Annotated in this window: 16 protein-coding genes and 1 pseudogene; 15 read left to right on the top strand and 2 right to left on the bottom strand. The window is 43.2% G+C overall.

Going from position 1 to position 15,772, the window contains the following annotated elements:
* The first annotated feature begins 805 nt into the window (after positions 1 to 805).
* The 11 genes and pseudogenes from N4J56_RS12875 to N4J56_RS12830 all read left to right on the top strand — a co-directional run bounded on the left by N4J56_RS12875 (position 806) and on the right by N4J56_RS12830 (position 11,629).
* On the top strand, positions 806 to 2,302 hold the full coding sequence (locus N4J56_RS12875) for a hypothetical protein (protein ID WP_317106812.1): 1,497 nt from the start codon (positions 806 to 808) through the stop codon (positions 2,300 to 2,302).
* Positions 2,299 to 3,384 carry a hypothetical protein gene (locus N4J56_RS12870; RefSeq protein ID WP_317106811.1) on the top strand — a complete coding sequence of 362 codons (1,086 nt, stop codon included), beginning with the start codon at positions 2,299 to 2,301 and terminating at the stop codon, positions 3,382 to 3,384. Before N4J56_RS12875 ends, N4J56_RS12870 begins: the two co-directional genes overlap by 4 nt.
* Positions 3,369 to 4,193 carry a hypothetical protein gene (locus tag N4J56_RS12865; protein WP_317106810.1) on the top strand — a complete coding sequence of 275 codons (825 nt, stop codon included), beginning with the start codon at positions 3,369 to 3,371 and terminating at the stop codon, positions 4,191 to 4,193. The genes N4J56_RS12870 and N4J56_RS12865 overlap by 16 nt, the downstream gene beginning before the upstream one ends.
* Before the next feature lie 163 nt (positions 4,194 to 4,356).
* On the top strand, positions 4,357 to 5,724 hold the full coding sequence (locus N4J56_RS12860; protein ID WP_317106809.1) for a cellulase family glycosylhydrolase: 1,368 nt from the start codon (positions 4,357 to 4,359) through the stop codon (positions 5,722 to 5,724).
* A 100-nt stretch (positions 5,725 to 5,824) separates the two neighbouring features.
* Positions 5,825 to 6,160, top strand: coding sequence for an MGMT family protein (locus tag N4J56_RS12855; RefSeq protein WP_317106808.1), 336 nt, complete (start codon positions 5,825 to 5,827; stop codon positions 6,158 to 6,160).
* Positions 6,161 to 6,402: 242 nt separating this feature from the next.
* Positions 6,403 to 7,137: a 2-phosphosulfolactate phosphatase family protein gene (locus N4J56_RS12850; protein WP_317106807.1), complete on the top strand. Its 735-nt coding sequence runs from the start codon at positions 6,403 to 6,405 to the stop codon at positions 7,135 to 7,137.
* 287 nt (positions 7,138 to 7,424) lie between these two features.
* Positions 7,425 to 9,617 carry a transglycosylase SLT domain-containing protein gene (locus N4J56_RS12845; protein WP_317106806.1) on the top strand — a complete coding sequence of 731 codons (2,193 nt, stop codon included), beginning with the start codon at positions 7,425 to 7,427 and terminating at the stop codon, positions 9,615 to 9,617.
* A gap of 128 nt (positions 9,618 to 9,745) precedes the next feature.
* Positions 9,746 to 10,189 carry a hypothetical protein gene (locus N4J56_RS12840; protein WP_317106805.1) on the top strand — a complete coding sequence of 148 codons (444 nt, stop codon included), beginning with the start codon at positions 9,746 to 9,748 and terminating at the stop codon, positions 10,187 to 10,189.
* Positions 10,190 to 10,192: 3 nt separating this feature from the next.
* Positions 10,193 to 10,477: pseudogene (locus tag N4J56_RS40990) on the top strand (choice-of-anchor X domain-containing protein); the annotation flags it as partial.
* A gap of 93 nt (positions 10,478 to 10,570) precedes the next feature.
* Positions 10,571 to 10,933: a hypothetical protein gene (locus tag N4J56_RS12835; protein WP_317106804.1), complete on the top strand. Its 363-nt coding sequence runs from the start codon at positions 10,571 to 10,573 to the stop codon at positions 10,931 to 10,933.
* A gap of 264 nt (positions 10,934 to 11,197) precedes the next feature.
* Positions 11,198 to 11,629, top strand: coding sequence for a hypothetical protein (locus tag N4J56_RS12830; RefSeq protein WP_317106803.1), 432 nt, complete (start codon positions 11,198 to 11,200; stop codon positions 11,627 to 11,629).
* 2 nt (positions 11,630 to 11,631) lie between these two features.
* Here N4J56_RS12830 and N4J56_RS12825 read toward each other — a convergent pair whose 3' ends face one another.
* Positions 11,632 to 12,081, bottom strand: coding sequence for a thioesterase family protein (locus N4J56_RS12825; RefSeq protein WP_317106802.1), 450 nt, complete (start codon positions 12,079 to 12,081; stop codon positions 11,632 to 11,634).
* Positions 12,082 to 12,313: 232 nt separating this feature from the next.
* Between N4J56_RS12825 and N4J56_RS12820 the strand changes: the two genes are divergently transcribed.
* Together N4J56_RS12820 and tatC are read left to right on the top strand one after the other, a co-directional pair.
* Positions 12,314 to 12,913: a TetR/AcrR family transcriptional regulator gene (locus N4J56_RS12820; protein WP_317106801.1), complete on the top strand. Its 600-nt coding sequence runs from the start codon at positions 12,314 to 12,316 to the stop codon at positions 12,911 to 12,913.
* 112 nt (positions 12,914 to 13,025) lie between these two features.
* Complete coding sequence (gene tatC / locus N4J56_RS12815) at positions 13,026 to 13,826, top strand: twin-arginine translocase subunit TatC (RefSeq protein ID WP_317106800.1); 801 nt, start codon at positions 13,026 to 13,028, stop codon at positions 13,824 to 13,826.
* Positions 13,827 to 13,838: 12 nt separating this feature from the next.
* Here the strand turns inward: tatC and N4J56_RS12810 are convergent, their stop codons facing one another.
* Entirely contained in the window at positions 13,839 to 14,180 is a 342-nt protein-coding gene (locus N4J56_RS12810) for a hypothetical protein (RefSeq protein WP_317106799.1), read from the bottom strand.
* Positions 14,181 to 14,230: 50 nt separating this feature from the next.
* Here N4J56_RS12810 and N4J56_RS12805 point away from each other — a divergent pair, with 50 nt between their 5' ends.
* Positions 14,231 to 15,361, top strand: coding sequence for a tyrosine-type recombinase/integrase (locus N4J56_RS12805; protein ID WP_317106798.1), 1,131 nt, complete (start codon positions 14,231 to 14,233; stop codon positions 15,359 to 15,361).
* Positions 15,362 to 15,547: 186 nt separating this feature from the next.
* The gene (locus tag N4J56_RS12800) at positions 15,548 to 15,697 is read left to right on the top strand and encodes a hypothetical protein (RefSeq protein ID WP_317106797.1); all 150 of its coding nucleotides are present in this window, start codon (positions 15,548 to 15,550) and stop codon (positions 15,695 to 15,697) included.
* Positions 15,698 to 15,772 lie beyond the last annotated feature (75 nt).

Raw genomic sequence — 15,772 nt, 5'->3', positions numbered from 1 at the left:
CGACAGGGTACGCATAATAGTCTGAGCGTAGGCTATGGGTCTGCATAAATGTGGGTTTGTCTATCTGTGGGTTTGTCTAACAAAGTTTTCAATTAATTCTTCTGACTCCTGACTCCTGCTTGTCAAAATCTAACAGGCAACATAGATTGAGATCGCAAGGTAGATTGCTATATAACTTTTAATTGGTTGATTGTAAAAACATCACTGACAATTATAGTTCCGATTTTGTTTCCAGTTTTCAAGTTTTAAGACCGAGCGATCGCTTCACCTTTAGCCTATATCAAGCTACAAATATTCGCTCGGTAAAGTATAAATAACTACTCAGGGTATGGTATAAATACAAACAGTGACTCAAAGATATGGGCAACAAATTCTGTCATATTTCTAGTTAGAAGCTTTGCCTGAGTCCATATATACGTAGAGTATATGCATGAACGTGCAGCATATGAAAAAACATAACTACTTAATACATGCAGGCTGGAGCAAATGGCAACAGTTAGATCGAGTATATCGAGAAAAAAGTAGGTGGCAAGTCAATAGCAGATGGATCGATCCTGCTGCCTCCTGCACGAACAGAGGAATCATGAGAAGGGAAGGTCTGAGTCCTGCCATCAGAATTTCCAATCCAATCGCTGGGAATTCAAGGTAAGTAGAAGCCCGCTCCGATTGTATTTCTCTGCTATGCACTTGCTGCACGAGTTGCAACAAGAACCAATAGTTTCATTAGCACGGTCAAATGAATTGGACGCGAGATAGCCGCGACCGATTAACGTAAATAAATGAACTATCTTTGGTCAATTCCGACATGCCTAATCTTTTGAAAGGGCTAAGTGCAGGGGCAATCGCTCTGATCGGGCTGGGTCTAATTTTGGCTTGGCTAGATATGAGTGGCTTTTCTAACTACGACACAGAGTTTCTGGGAGCAAAAGCACTGCAAGCCCTCAATGGAGCTGAACCCCGATATCGGGCGATCGTGTCCATTTTTCCGCCGTTACTGGTCTATTCCACGTTGATTGTTGGCTCGGCGATTACCTTGCAAGCCTTGCTAGGGGCGATCGCAGTCGGGTTAATTGTCTGGCAGATGGGCAACATTGCCGTTCCTTCGATTTGGCGTAGCGTTTGGACTGTCTTAATTGTCTTGAACCCCGCTTTTAGCTTAATGCTACTGCGAAGTCCAGTTTGGGTTGCCGTGACGATTTTCTTGATGCTGCTGATGGCAGTGCTATGGATGTTGGCGAAAGGGCAAGAAATACCATCGCTACCGACTACCTTACTCTTAGTTCTATTAGGACTGGGATTAGCGCCCCTAATGCTATTGCGTTACGAAGCTTGGCTCATTTTACCCGCAGTCGCCTTAATCGTTCTGCTGTTATTTCCTACCGAAGCTTGGGATTTTAAAGTAACGGCAATCTTAGTCACCCTATTCATGAGCCTCGTCCTGATTGCGACGTGGTTGTATATGAACTGGATGTTTACTGGAGATGCCTACTATTTTCTCAACAGCCATTACAGCGGGATGAGATTGGCAGAAACTAAAATTTTCTTGCAACAAGAGGATTTTTTGAATAGTTGGTGGCAGAGCTTCGCTTGGCTGGTACAAGTCGTGCCTGTATATTTAGCGATCGCGGGTTGGACGATCTGGAAATCGAAACAAAAGCTGTTATTTGCAGCAATTTTACTATTGCCAGTCATGCTTTTAGTAGCTGGATTTTTTCAGGGAACCTTTATGGCAGAGGTCAGCCGCTTTGGAGTTTTTTTAGGAATTCTACCAGCGATCGTCCAACTTCAAACCCCAACTCAATTCTGGCAGCGTTCTTTGCTGACAGCAGCTTTAGCTGCCAATTTAGCGATCGGTGTGTCTTTCTTACAACAAGATCGGGTCATACCAGAAGAAGCTATTTTCTGGCGACAGATCTCTCGTCAAGAACATTTGACCACAATTCCAGTACAACAATGGCTGCAACAAAAACAGGCACAAAGGCAAATTGCTCAGGTGTTGTACGAAAAACTTTTACCAGGTCAAAAGGTATTGCTTGACGATGCAGTTAACTTTCCAGTTATTTACATGCTCAATGATGCTAGCTACTTCATTTTGCCCTATCAAAACGAGTTTTTCTTGGCTTTACAACAGCCAGATTTGCTGACAGATTATATTTTGATTCCAGGGGCGCAGACTCGCGGTAGCGAGCAAGACCGGATTTTATCTTATTGGCCTCAACTAACTGAAACTACACTGCCAGGTTTTCAGGAGGTATTTGGCAACCCACACTATAAGCTTCTGCAACGCCTTAGCCCACCATGAACCGCTATTCTCGTCGTCAATATTTGCAAGGTTTGTTTGCCACTTCGATGCTGCTAACATTTTGCGATCGCCGTTTTGCTGGCAAAGAGCCAGTATTGCAAGCGGGCAACGCTACCCGTTGGCATCTTGGTGTTGGAGCAGATCCGGCTCAACTCATAGGAGAGATTAAAGCAAACCCCGCCGTGCGAGAATTAGTTCAAGCTTGGTCGCCCGATTTTCTCACTGGGTGGCTCAACTGTGTTAACGGGAAACAAGGCGATTTGAGTTTCTGGCGAATTTGGCATCGTCAAGGGTTGCTATCAGCTTGGTTTTCTGCTGGTTACAGCTTGCAAGTCATTACCTGGGAAGATGATACTAAACTACCTACGGGAGACTATCACATCTCCCAGCAATACTTAGAAGACTTGGAAGAATTGGCTGGATACATTCGCAAAGCCAATTCTAAAGGCAGACAAACCTACTGGACGCTAGCAACTGAATTTTCCTACTGGCGCGTACCCGCAGATACGTATAACGCCCAAACCGAAAAATACTACCAAAAACTGATGCAAAATCTTTTGCAGGCGAGGGCAGTTATTAAGCGTCAGTTGCCTAGTGCTTGGGTAGCTCCCAGTTGGGGTGGATGGATTGTGACGTTTGATTTTCCTGACAAGGGTAGCGGTAGAAGCATGATTCCCCCTTTTGCCCAGATGATGCAGCAAATGGATGGTGTTGCTTTTCAATCGATGCGACCCAGACCAGCAGGGGAATTTAACCCAGAAATTCAGCGTCCCGACCCAGGCAACCCCGAACAAATTCGCCAGTGTTGCGAAATTTTTTCCAAATACCGCAAATCCTTGATGGTGTCGCACTACGAGCCTTCAATTAAAGAATTTCATCCCAATGGGGGTCGTGCCGATACGGTGACGCGAGACTTTGCGATCATGGCACAACCGAGTTGGTTAAAAACGGTGTCTGACATGGGACTAGATAAGTTTTCTTTAATGCACTACGGTTTGTACAAGAATAATCCCTATAATGCCCTAGATGCCGCAAAGACTTTTAAAGGAGTCATACAGGAGGGAGAATGGGCTTTAGGGTAAAGCACCTCAAAGGAGCGATCGCTACAGTGTTACTCAGCGGAGTATGGGCGATCGCAGAAACATTGCCAAGTTTAGCAGGGGGATTTACTCAACCAAAAAACTTTAATTTCACTTCCCTCAGCTACAGCAATTTCGATACCGACACTTTTCACAAACAAGAAATTCAGTTTTATCTAGAACATGGTTTGCAAGACAATTTGACCTTTATTTTCAAATCACCCTTTGCTTGGTCGAAAAATGACGACAGAGGCGGAGATGAAAATTCAGGCTTTGCACCTCAAGAAGCTGGTATTCGCTGGCGCTTCAACCGCGATCCCTACTGGGCAACAGCCTTACAAGCCAACATCATCGTGCCTTTAGGTTACGATGCTGACGACGATCCCTCCGGTGCGGGGAATCAAGATGTTGGCGTAGAAGTGAGTTTACCCATCAGCCGAGGTTTTCAAGTTGGCAAACAACGTTTTGGTTATGGAACTGTAGAAGTCGGCTATCGCGATTATTTCGGCTCGTCTAGCGATGAGTTGCGTCTCACTGGAGAACTCAGCGTCGATATCTTGCGTCGGTTCGCCCTCGCAACGCAATTTTACGGAATTTATCGCTTGCGAGAATCAGATAACGAAGATTTTTCCAAAATCGGCGGACAGATGCGTTGGGGTGCGAATGACAATTTAACTTTGTCTGTAGGTGGTTTTAAAAACCTAACTGAATTTGGTGGCAGTTTTGAAGCTCAAATTTGGTATACATTCGGAGCTGGGAAAAAGGCAGAATCAGAGACACCTGCGCCCCCTACAGAACCAAAATCACCGTGAAGAAAGTCAAAAGTTGAAAGTCAAAAGTCAAAACTTTATCGTATTGATGCAGCAAACAGTTAAATTAAGTCTGGTGGAGCAAACGCTGATGAAATTAAGCTAGCGAACACGATCCTCTAATTTAGATTATTTTAACTTTTAGCTTTTGACTTTTGACTTTCGTATGAATCTAACCAGAAGACAATTAATTCAAGCTGGATCGTATGCAGCGATGGGAGCGATCGCCACTCATTTACTGCCTGCTAACAGTGCAGTTTCCGAACCTTTTTATGGGATTAATGCTTTCTATCTTTTGACAGAAAGCTATCGGAAAGCAAAGGAAAATCCTCAAGCTAATCTACGTCAAACTATCCGCAAATACCTGCAAGACGAACTGGGATTAGCGAGATTACGCGATCGCAGTAAAATTAATGCAATTCGGTTTCTTGCTGGTAATAACTATCCCTCAGACAAAAGACAAACTGTAAAAAAGGGAGTCAATCGACCGTTTCATTTTGATGCCATGCTGTGGACGACGGCTCAACAAATGGATCGTCAAGTGCTAGAGGTTTTAGACGCAATGATGCAGTCATTAGCCGAAATGGAATTTTATCTCGTGCCTGTTTTGGCTAACTATTGGATCGAGTACGGTGGCATTCTTAGATATTTAGAATGGGTAAGCAAAATCGAGCGAGAAGAATGGTTTGACGCTTATTGCAACCGCAAAGATGAAGAATATTATTTGAAATACAGCCTGGATTTTTATACAATTCCAGCAATTGAAAAATTATTTCAAACTCATATTCAACCCGTACTTCAAGTTTGTCAAAAATATTCTCAAGTGGCAATTCTCGATATTATGAACGAACCACGGGGCAAGAATCGCTATAGTAGGGAGAATCAAAAGATTGAAAACAATTTATATTCTCATCAAATAGTGGCTCAGTGGTTAAATCGCCAAGCTAGTTTTGTGAAAAGGAGTTTGCCAAAAGTTAATATTACTACAGGTGAAGAGGGTTGGTTGAATTCTCCTATAGACTTGCAATTAAATTATCTCAAAAACGAAAGCCAGTATTATGAAGGAATCGATCTAAAAACTAATCTGTTTGCGCCAAATAGTACTTTGACAATGGGAAGCATCCACATGTATACCCATGAAGCAGTAGAATTTAATCAGCCTAACGAGTGTGGTAGACAATTCCGCGATCGCCGTGGTTGGGATTATTTGCTACAACCAGATCGTTCCCAGACTCCCGAAAGTTACGTAAAAATGGGAGAAGAATGGATAAAATCTCGCGCTACTGTATTTGGTAATAAACCTTGGTATTTAGGAGAAATGGGCTGGTGTCGCTGTCAGTCAGAGACAGATCGTTCTCCTCTCCCAGCTACTGTATTACAAAAAGAACGAATTCCAATTTATCGAAACTGGACAGAACAGGCTTTTACATTGGGCGCAAAAGGCGTATTTTTGTGGGAATTAGCAGGGATAACACACCGCGATGAATTTTACGCCATGAACCTGAATCAAATTATTGATATTTTTCCGCAGTAGATGTTGGTAATTGGTAATTGATAATTGGTAATTGCTTAAGTCAAGTATTTTTAAGTGAGGATTAACTGATAACAGACAACTGATAACTGATAACTGCCAAATGTCTACCTATAATACCATCTACAACATAGTGCGCCAAATTCCTAGAGGAAAAGTAGCCACCTACGGACAGATAGCAGACTTAGCAAATCTCTATGGTAAAGCTCGTCTAGTCGGCTATGCTCTTTATCGCGTAGATAAAAACTCCGATATTCCTTGGCAGCGAGTAATTAATGCCAAAGGCGAAATCTCCTATTCACCTCTGCGACATGGCGCAGACTACGTGCAAAAATCGCTGCTAGAGCAAGAAGGAGTAAAATTCAACTCAGGCGGAAAAGTCAATCTCAAAGAATATCTTTGGCACCCTCCGATAGATCTGCTGCACGAAACTATCTGAAGTTCAATCTATCTATAGAAATTTATAATCGTAAGTATTGAAATTTTTGAATAGTACAAAAGACATCACAGCTTGTAGTTGAAAGCTAAGGCTAGATCTAGCACTTGTGCAGCAAAAAATTGTTATGCGATCGCCCTTCTCATTCAAACTTAGCAAGCACCAAAATCAAAGATAATTATTAAACAATCTTTGGTAAGATTGCGGAAGTTTGAATTAAATTTAAAATTATAGGGCGCTCCCCCGTGAAGCTATACGTCTATCACACTCCAGAACTAGTACCTGGAGACTGCAACCCAGATTGTGCGATCGCCGTAGACGTACTCAGAGCCACGTCTACCATAGCAACTGTCCTAGCCGCTGGTGGCGAAGCCGTTCAAGTATTTAGCGATCTAGAACAACTCATGCACGTCAGCGATAAATGGTCGCCAGAAAAACGACTGCGGGCAGGAGAACGAGGCGGGGGAAAAGTTGCAGGCTTTGACATGGGCAATTCTCCCCTCGATTGCACCCCAGAAAAAGTTGAAGGTAGACGATTATTTATTAGTACAACAAATGGGACTCGCGCCCTACAAAAGATCGAGAATGCTCCAACTGTAATGGCAGCAGCTTTGATCAATCGGGCAGCAGTAGTAAAGTACGTATTAGAAAAACAACCAGAAACAGTCTGGATTGTCGGTTCGGGTTGGGAAGGCAGTTTTTCATTAGAGGATACAGTTTGTGCGGGAGCGATCGCCCATAGTTTGTGGGAGAAGACTAGCTTACCAATCGAAGAAATTGCTGGTAACGATGAAGTTATCGACGCGATCGCGCTATTCAGTCAATGGCAAGATAAGTTATTGCAGCTCATGCACCAAGCCAGTCACGGTAAGCGGTTGTTACGCCTAGACTGTCATGAAGATCTAAAATACTGTTCTCAGACCGATATATTAAATGTGGTTCCGATCCAAAAAGAACCTGGGGTTTTAGTCAAGTTGTAATTGATGCCAACGTGATTCTAACTCCACGTCACACAGCTAATTTGTTTAATTTGTTCCCCCGACTCCCGAACGCCAGTTGCGAGAGCGGGGGAAACCCTACGGTCGGTTGCTACAACGGGGGGAAAGAGCGCAACGCACCGACCTCCCGCAAGCGACTGGCTCCTCCCGACTCCCGACTCCCTGTTTTTCAGAAAAATTAAAAGCGATCGCAGCAGCCAATTACCGAGCGGGAATGCTAGATTGGCAGAGATTTAATCTAAATTTCAGGTTAACTAAACTTAATCTTTATGTTGCAGCGACGATCTTATGCTTTTGCCGCTGGGGTATGCTTATTTATTGCTCTACTGGGCGTACCGCTAATAGTTGCTAACTACAATAACTATCGAGAAAACGGAATTGCTCTGCTGAGACCGCAAGGAAAAAACGGCTTAGATATTCCAAAATCGGGAGTTTTATCCCTAGTTTCTCTTTCTCCCAGCGAGAGAGCAGCACAATTGCAAGCGATCGCCAAACAATCTAATTCTCGCGATCGCAGCCGCGCCCGTTACCTTCTAGCGAGCGACTTTATCATACAACGGCAAGGGGACAAAGCGAGCGCGGTTTTGCAAGATTTAGAAAAAGATTATCCCGAACTAGCGGCTCATATCGCCCTCAAACGCGCCCAAGCGTATTCTTTGACGGGAAATAAGGTAAGAACTCAAGCCGCTTGGCAAGACTTACTCCAGCGCCATTCTAAAAGTCCGGTAGCAGCAGAAGCCTTGTTCGTACTAGGAAAAAACGAACCGCAATATTGGCAAGAAGCGATCGCCTTATTTCCCAGCCATCCCCGCAGTTTAGAAGTTGCCCGTTTGCTACTGCAACAAAATCCCCAGCAGCCGCGATTGCAGTTACTTTTGGCGCAATATGACTACCAGAAGCCGGAAATTCTCCCTGTTTTAGATCGCTTAGTCAGTCAGTCGGCGGCGCAACTCAAACCCCAACATTGGCAAACAGTCGCCCAAGCTTACTGGGAGAATCGAGAATATGGTAAAGCTGCTGCCGCCTACGCCAAATCGCCTCGTACCTCCCGCAATGTTTATCGCTGGGGCAGGGGATTGCAATTGAGTACTAAACAAACAGAAGCTATTTCTGTTTACAAACAACTAGTAGCTGCTTATCCCAACGCAGAAGAATCTGGAATGGCGCTGATGCGATTGGCGCGGATATCCAAACCAGCAGAAGCGATCGCTTATTTGGATCGAATTGTCAATCATTTTCCCAAACAAGCAGGGGAAGCACTAGTAGCAAAAGCGAATTTACTCGACAACCTGAATAGCAAACAATCTGCTGCCAAAGTCCGACAATTATTATTAGATAAATATGGCGATTCAGATGCCGCAGCGGAATATCGCTGGCAAGTCGCACAAGAAAAAGCTGCTAAAAAAGATTATCAAGCAGCAACGAGATGGGCGGAAGTTATTCCCCTACGGAACCCCGAAAGTATTCTCGCACCCAGAGCAGGTTTTTGGGTAGGGAAATGGGCGCAAAAATTAGGTAAAAATGAAGATGCCAAAACTGCTTTTGAGTCCGTTTTGAGCAAGTTTCCTCAATCTTATTATGCTTGGCGATCGGCTACACTTTTAGGTTTAGATGTGGGTAATTTTAACACCGTGCGTCAGATGAATCCCGAATTTTCATCACCTCAACGTGTTATTCCACCTGCTGGTTCTCCTGCTTTGAAAGAACTCTATCAATTAGGACAAGATGCTGAGGCTTTAGCATTATGGCAAGTTGAATATAGTAATCCCGAAAAAACAACCGTAGCCGAACAATTTACTGATGGTTTAATGTATTTGGCAAAGGGGCAAAACTTAATTGGAATTAATGAAATTTCTACTCTAGAAGATAGAGATCTTCCCTTAGAAAAGGCAGAGTATCAAAATTTGAGTAAACAGCTAGGCTATTGGCAAGCGCGTTATCCTTTTCCTTACCTACCATTAATTCAAGCCTGGGCGCAACAAAATCAGCTCAATCCGCTTTTAGTCACGGCTTTAATTCGTCAAGAATCGCGATTTGAGTCAAGTATTCGTTCTGTAGCTGGAGCAGTTGGATTAATGCAAGTAATGCCTAGTACAGCTCAATATATAGCAGAAAAAATCAACGTGTCTAATTACAATTTAGAAAATCCCCAGGACAATATTCAACTAGGAACCTGGTATATGGATTACACCCACAATCGGTTTGATAATTATTCATTGTTGGCGATCGCGAGTTACAATGCTGGTTGGAGCAACGTAGAAAAATGGTTAAAGCGTTTCAATACTCAAGATGCCGATGAATTTGTCGAATCTATTCCCTTTGGAGAAACGCAAGGGTACGTGCGACAAGTCTTTGGTAATTATTGGAATTATCTGCGATTATACAACCCACAAGTTTCTCAATTAGTTGCGAGATATTCTGATGTGCATCCATCAATGTCAATTGATGTAGCAAGTAAGTAGATCCTACTCAATCTCTTGAAAAAAGCTATTGTACACCAGGCAAAAATCTGGTGAAATCACTGTTGGAATGAGAATAAATTCAAGGATAAATTTGCTCTAGTCGAGCGCAAATTTAGGCTAATTTTGGTATGAGTAAAGCTGCAAAAAAGAAATCTCAATTACTAGGTTCGTTACTAGCTTTATCTGCTATCATCATCTCTTTGCCTACTAGCGCACAAACTGAAAATCCGTACCAACTTATCGATTTTCGCAGAATGCGAGAGCAAGAGCAGAAAAATTATACTCTGAAAGCTCCAGCTCAGAGAATTGAGGATACTGTAATTATAGATGATGCGAGTGAAGTCAATTTGCTTTTTGGCAATATCTCGAAAAACATTGAAATTGAATTAATTTCTCCTCACGGCGATCGCTTTTCTCAGCGCACCCAGAATAGTACCAGATTTCAAAGTAACTTTTTTATATTCTCCCAAAAACCCGAATTAGTAGGCTTACAAATATTTAAACTTTTTAAGCCTCAGCCTGGAAAATGGAAATACATTATTCAAGCTACAAATGCTACTAACAATCAATAAGATATTAGATTTACTTTATTATCTGATAGTTTTATTTTTGCAGGTATAGAAAGTATCAAAAAAGAACACTGGTTAAATAGCAATATTCAATTAGAACTAGCAGCTATCGAAGATAGAAGTCTGATTAAACAAATTGCAATTAATGCTGTAATTGAAAGACTGGGAGATCGAACGCTACAAAAGCAACCTGTTACATTCCGCGATGATGGCTTAAATGGCGATCGCACTGCGAATGATGGTATCTTTACCGCATCTCTCAAAGCTAGAGAACCTGGAGAGTTTCAAGTCAGTGCAAATGTAGAAGGTAAAACCTCAAAAGGCAATTTATTTCAGCGCCACGTTTCTACAGATTTCAAAGTTATTCGCAGAACTGCTAGACTGTTGAAATCGTTTAGCGATCGCGGTATCGATACTAACGGCGATGGATTGTTCGATCTCATTGTCATATCTCCTGCTATTCGCGTTTTAGAAGCTGGAGAATACTTTATTAAAGTGACTCTCAAGGCTAGCAATGGCGAATCATTCTTTCAAAATACCAGAGTTAAGCTACCAATTGGTAATGTCAGCCCTGAAATCGAATTTGATACTCAAGATATTAAAGAATATTTAAAAGTTGATGCTCCCTACCAGGTGAGCGAGGTATTTTTAGAAGGAGATGCCTACGCTCTCAAAGATCGAGTTATCAACTTAGGCAAAACTAAAGCTTACAAAATAGCACAGTTTCACCGGGAAGCAATTCTATGAAATGGTAGTGCTAAAACTGTAGGAATAGATATAAATAATAATGATAAATTCGATTATCTTGATGTTACGATACCTATAAATTTTCTTTATAGCGGTGCTTATAAATGGAGTGCCTCACTCGCAACAAAAGATCGCACTGTTATCGATCTAGCAGCGGGAGAAGGTTCCTTTGCGGCTGGAGACGCGCAACTAAAACTCAGATTTAATGGTGCAGCCATTGGCGATAAAAAACTTCCTCCGCCATACATTATTCAAGGTTTTATCGTGTACGGTGGTGGTAGATCTTTAAATACAGATGACGATCTTCCCATTTCCAACTTTACAGCAGCTCAATTTGAGGGATTTATTCCAGATCGAGAACCACCAGAAATTAGTTTTAGCGTAGAACCCACTATTTTGGAACCAGCAGACGATCGCCTAGTAGAGATAAAAGTTAAAGCGCAGGTAAGCGATAATATTGACCCAAATCCATCACATAGAATCGGCTCAATTACAACTAATGATGGACAAATTGCTAGAGGCGATCGCTTAACCTCAGAAGATATTCAAATTAAGCCAGATGGACGAGTTTTTCTAAGAGCAAAATCTAAAAACGGACAAGAAAGAATTTACACAATTACGTATACTGCTAGAGACAGTGCTGGCAACTTAACTCAAACTAGTGCAAAAGTCAAGGTTTTGCCAGAAGATAAATAGAGCTAAACTCTTGCTGTTTCTCGATTGGAATTAGCGCTAAATTCAGAAACTACATAAGGACTAAATAATTCTCGCTCCTCCGTTTGCAATCGACGCGGACGCTTAGTTTCTCGATCGATGAATAGTCCTTTTTGCTGTGCTTCTGCTACCAACGTATTATCACCATTAAAAAAGCAAAAATCTATTATGGCAGATGCAGCTCTGAGTTCGGAAAGCCATAACTCTAAGCGCACGCGATCGCCTAAATAGAGAGGATTTTTGTAAGTAATATTTGTTTGAACTAAGATAGGCACAAAACCGCGTTCTGCGATCGCGTGAATTGGCATTCCTACCGCTTCTAACAACTTAGTTCGTCCGATTTCCATCCACTGCTGATAAACAGAATTATTCACGTGACCGACAAAATCGATCTGATAAGTGTAAATCTCTAAATCCAAACAAATCTTCTTCATTTCCCTTATTCTTCACGCCGATTCTACAACAAGAAACACTTTGCGCCTCTGCTACGGACACTTTCACGCGACATGCTTCAATGGGGGGAACCCCCACAACGCAGTCGCTCCTCAACGGGGGAAACCCCCGCACGGAAGTGTCCTCGCCTTTGCGTGACCAAAATCTTCTTAAGTCACTACCTAGTGACAAGGTATCATAGTCACCAGTCAGTGACAATAGTACGAATTTTCGATGACGCGGGATAAAGAGGAGACAAAAGCTAGAATTCTAGCAGCAGTGGGCAAATTACTATCAGCATCAGGGTTTAGACAATTAGGCATCAATGCGATCGCCCGCGAAGCACAAGTCGATAAAGTGTTAATTTACCGATATTTTGGCAGCTTGCCAGAGCTACTGCGGGCATTTGGGAAAGAAGGAGATTATTGGATTAATGCCGAAGAACTGATCGATAATGGCGTAGCAGCAGATTCCTGGGACGAAGAAATGGTAAGAATGCTGTTGCAACTGTCACAAGACTTACAAGAGCGTCCAATTACGCAAGAAATCTTACGTTGGGAGCTGTTAGAAGGAAACGAGTTAACGGAGGAACTAGCACAAATCAGAGAACAAACAGCGATCGCCTGCTTGGATTATTTAAGGCAAAACTACCCTGTGTCGCAAAATCGAGATCTTCCAGCGATCGGCGCGGTTTTAATTGCTGGACTCGTTTACTTGACATTGCGATCGCGCATATACCCATCCTTCCTTGGCATAGATCTAACCTCACCCACAGGCTGGCAACGAATTGAAGCAGCAATACAATCGATGGTTCAAGCAGAGGACGAGGGATGAGAGGTCAGTCAAAAGTCAAAAGTCAAAAGTTAAATCCCTGCTCCCTACTCCCTACTCCCTGCTCCCTTCATAACAGATACAATATTCATCAGATATGGAAATGGCTTGAGTAATGACACCACCCTCTGAAGTTGACACTGCATCTCAGGCAGATGTAAATAACGACATTGAGCCAGCGGTTCAAGAGCAAGATTCTTATCTGAACGAACTGCCTGACGAAGTGGAAATGTCCCTGTTCGACCATCTAGAGGAGTTGCGGCAGCGGATTTTCTATGCCCTAATTGCTGTAGTCGTAGGGGTTATTGGCTGTTTCATAGCCGTCAAACCGATTGTCAGATTATTAGAAGTGCCAGCACAGGGAGTTAAGTTTCTACAACTGGCTCCAGGCGAATACTTTTTTGTTTCGATCAAAGTCGCAGGCTACAGCGGTTTACTGGTAGCCAGTCCATTCATCCTCTACCAGATCGTCCAGTTTGTTTTACCAGGATTGACACGTCGCGAACGCCGCTTAATTGCACCAATCGTTTTAGGTTCTACCGTGCTGTTTGGAGCCGGATTAGCCTTTGCCTACCTGGTACTGATTCCAGCTGCATTAAATTTCTTTATCAGCTACGGAGCAGATGTAGTAGAACAACTATGGTCGATCGATCGCTACTTTGAATTTGTCTTGCTATTCATGTTCAGCATCGGTTTGGCTTTTCAGATTCCGATTATTCAAGCCTTACTCGGCATATTGGGTATTGTATCTTCTGCCAAAATGCTGTCGGGATGGCGCTTTGTCTTGCTAGGTGCGGTAGTCTTGGGAGCAGTATTAACACCCTCTACCGATCCGATCACTCAATCTCTGCTCGCGGGTGCGGTACTGGCACTCTACTTTGGTGGTATTGGTATAGTTAAAGTTTTGGGCAAATAAGATTTGTGATTTTTAGCCCTTTCCTTTCAAAGTAGCAGCGATCGCCACGCCTCCAAAAACTTGAATCCCCTCTTGACGCAAAGTCTGAGCGGCTGAGCGAGCTGTTGCGCCAGTTGTATAGATATCATCTAAGATCAAAACTGGACGTACAGGGCGACGGTGACGAAAATCCGACCCGAGGTGAAAGGCTCCAGCTAAATTTTGCTCTCGCTCGTTTCCAGGTAATTCAAACTGGCGTACAGTTTGGCGCGTGCGCTCCAATCCTTGCGATTGCAGTTTTAGCCCAGTCATCTGACAAAAACTCCGCGCTAATAACTCCGCTTGGTTGAAACCGCCAGAGGCTAGCCACAGCAAGACTTTAACACCAATATCCTCTCACTCATACTCAATTGGAGCGTACTCAAGTGGGAAGGAGAAGGAAGACTACTCAGGTTCATGTTGAAGTTGCTGGCTTCAGCTTGCGACTTAGATTCAGGCATGGAGGCAAGCAGCACACATTTCATCCAGGTGTTGGGGATTGTGATGAGGGTAGGAAAGAGGCGCAGGTAATAGCCAAGCAAGTAGAGTTGGATTTGCTAGCAGGCAACTTCGACCCTACCTTTAGGAAATACAAATCCAGCGCAGTCGGTGTAAGTAGGGTAGACGTGCCACCACCCAGCAAAACACCGCCAAAGACAGTAGAGGACTTGTTTGAAAGCTTTCTAGCCTACAAGCAAGAAATTTTGTATAAAGCTAGCCTTTGCAGGTACAAAGCGTTACTCAAACACATCAAGCGCAGCGACATAGGGAAGCTTCCAGCCTCAGCCCTGGCGCAGCAAGATATCAAACTGTTTGTTGACTCCATAAAAAGGAAGTACGCGCCAATATCCCTCAAGCAACGGCTGATTCTACTAGCTGCTTGCTGGGACTGGGCGGAACTACCAAATAACTCCTGGAAAGCCGCTGTAAAGGCTGTGAAAGTGCCTCCCAAGATGAGGGCTAAGGTTTTTACACAACAAGAGGTACAGGCTATTCTAGGTGAGATTGAACGGACATTTCCTCACTATTGGGGATTTGTCCTATTTTTGTTTGGTACTGGTTGTAGGCTTGGTGAAGTTATAGCACTTCAATGGAAGCACGTCAGCGATGACTGCTCGACGATTTGGGTTGGTGAGGCGGTGACAGCATTGGATGGGCGAAAACCCACAAAAACAAATCAGGCGCGTATCATTACTCTCAACCCAGGTCTACGTGATTTGCTGCTGGGGATGAAGCCTATTGGCGCTAGACCTGAAGACCCGCTGTTTACCACAGAAAAGGGCAGACCTGTCATGTTAACCAACTTCAGGCTGAGGATATGGAAACCAACTCTACAGGCGTTAGATATACCCTACCGTCCAGCCTCCAAAGCACGCGCAACATTTGTGACCCATTGCCTCCAGAGCGGTATGGCTCCTATTGAAGTCTCAGCATTATCAGGTCACTCAACTCAAGTGATGTACCAACACTATGCAGGATTGCTTAGCGCCCCACAAATTCCAGAGTTGTACCAATAAATTCAATTAAACTTCCAAACTTGTACTAAACACATCAACTCCTCACAACTCATCATGTGTATTGAAATATCTCTTTACTTTGTTTTACGTTGCTAGTCGTATTGTTTTCATGCGAATTTGGCATGAAATTTGTTATACTACAAGTAGTTGTTCACAAGAACAACAGGGTATTAAAGGAGAATAAAAATGTCAGTTAAGAGTGTAAGCATACCGGATGAATTAATTGCGGTAGTGAATAAGAAAGCTGCTGAAGAAAGTCGTACTTTTTCCAGTGTAATAACAGGAATACTGCGTAAAGAGTTTGATTCAAATAAATCTGGTCAAAAGTCTGCATAGCAAAAAGAGGGGTGCGTCAACACTCCTCCGTCACTGTAATTTTTGATTAGGAATCTACTGTATCATGTCACACGA

Origin of the sequence: Chroococcidiopsis sp. SAG 2025 (genome assembly GCF_032860985.1) — a bacterium.
In the GTDB taxonomy this organism is placed as follows: domain Bacteria; phylum Cyanobacteriota; class Cyanobacteriia; order Cyanobacteriales; family Chroococcidiopsidaceae; genus Chroococcidiopsis.
Note: the sequence above shows the minus strand (reverse complement) of the source record. Positions and strands in the feature narration are given on the sequence as shown.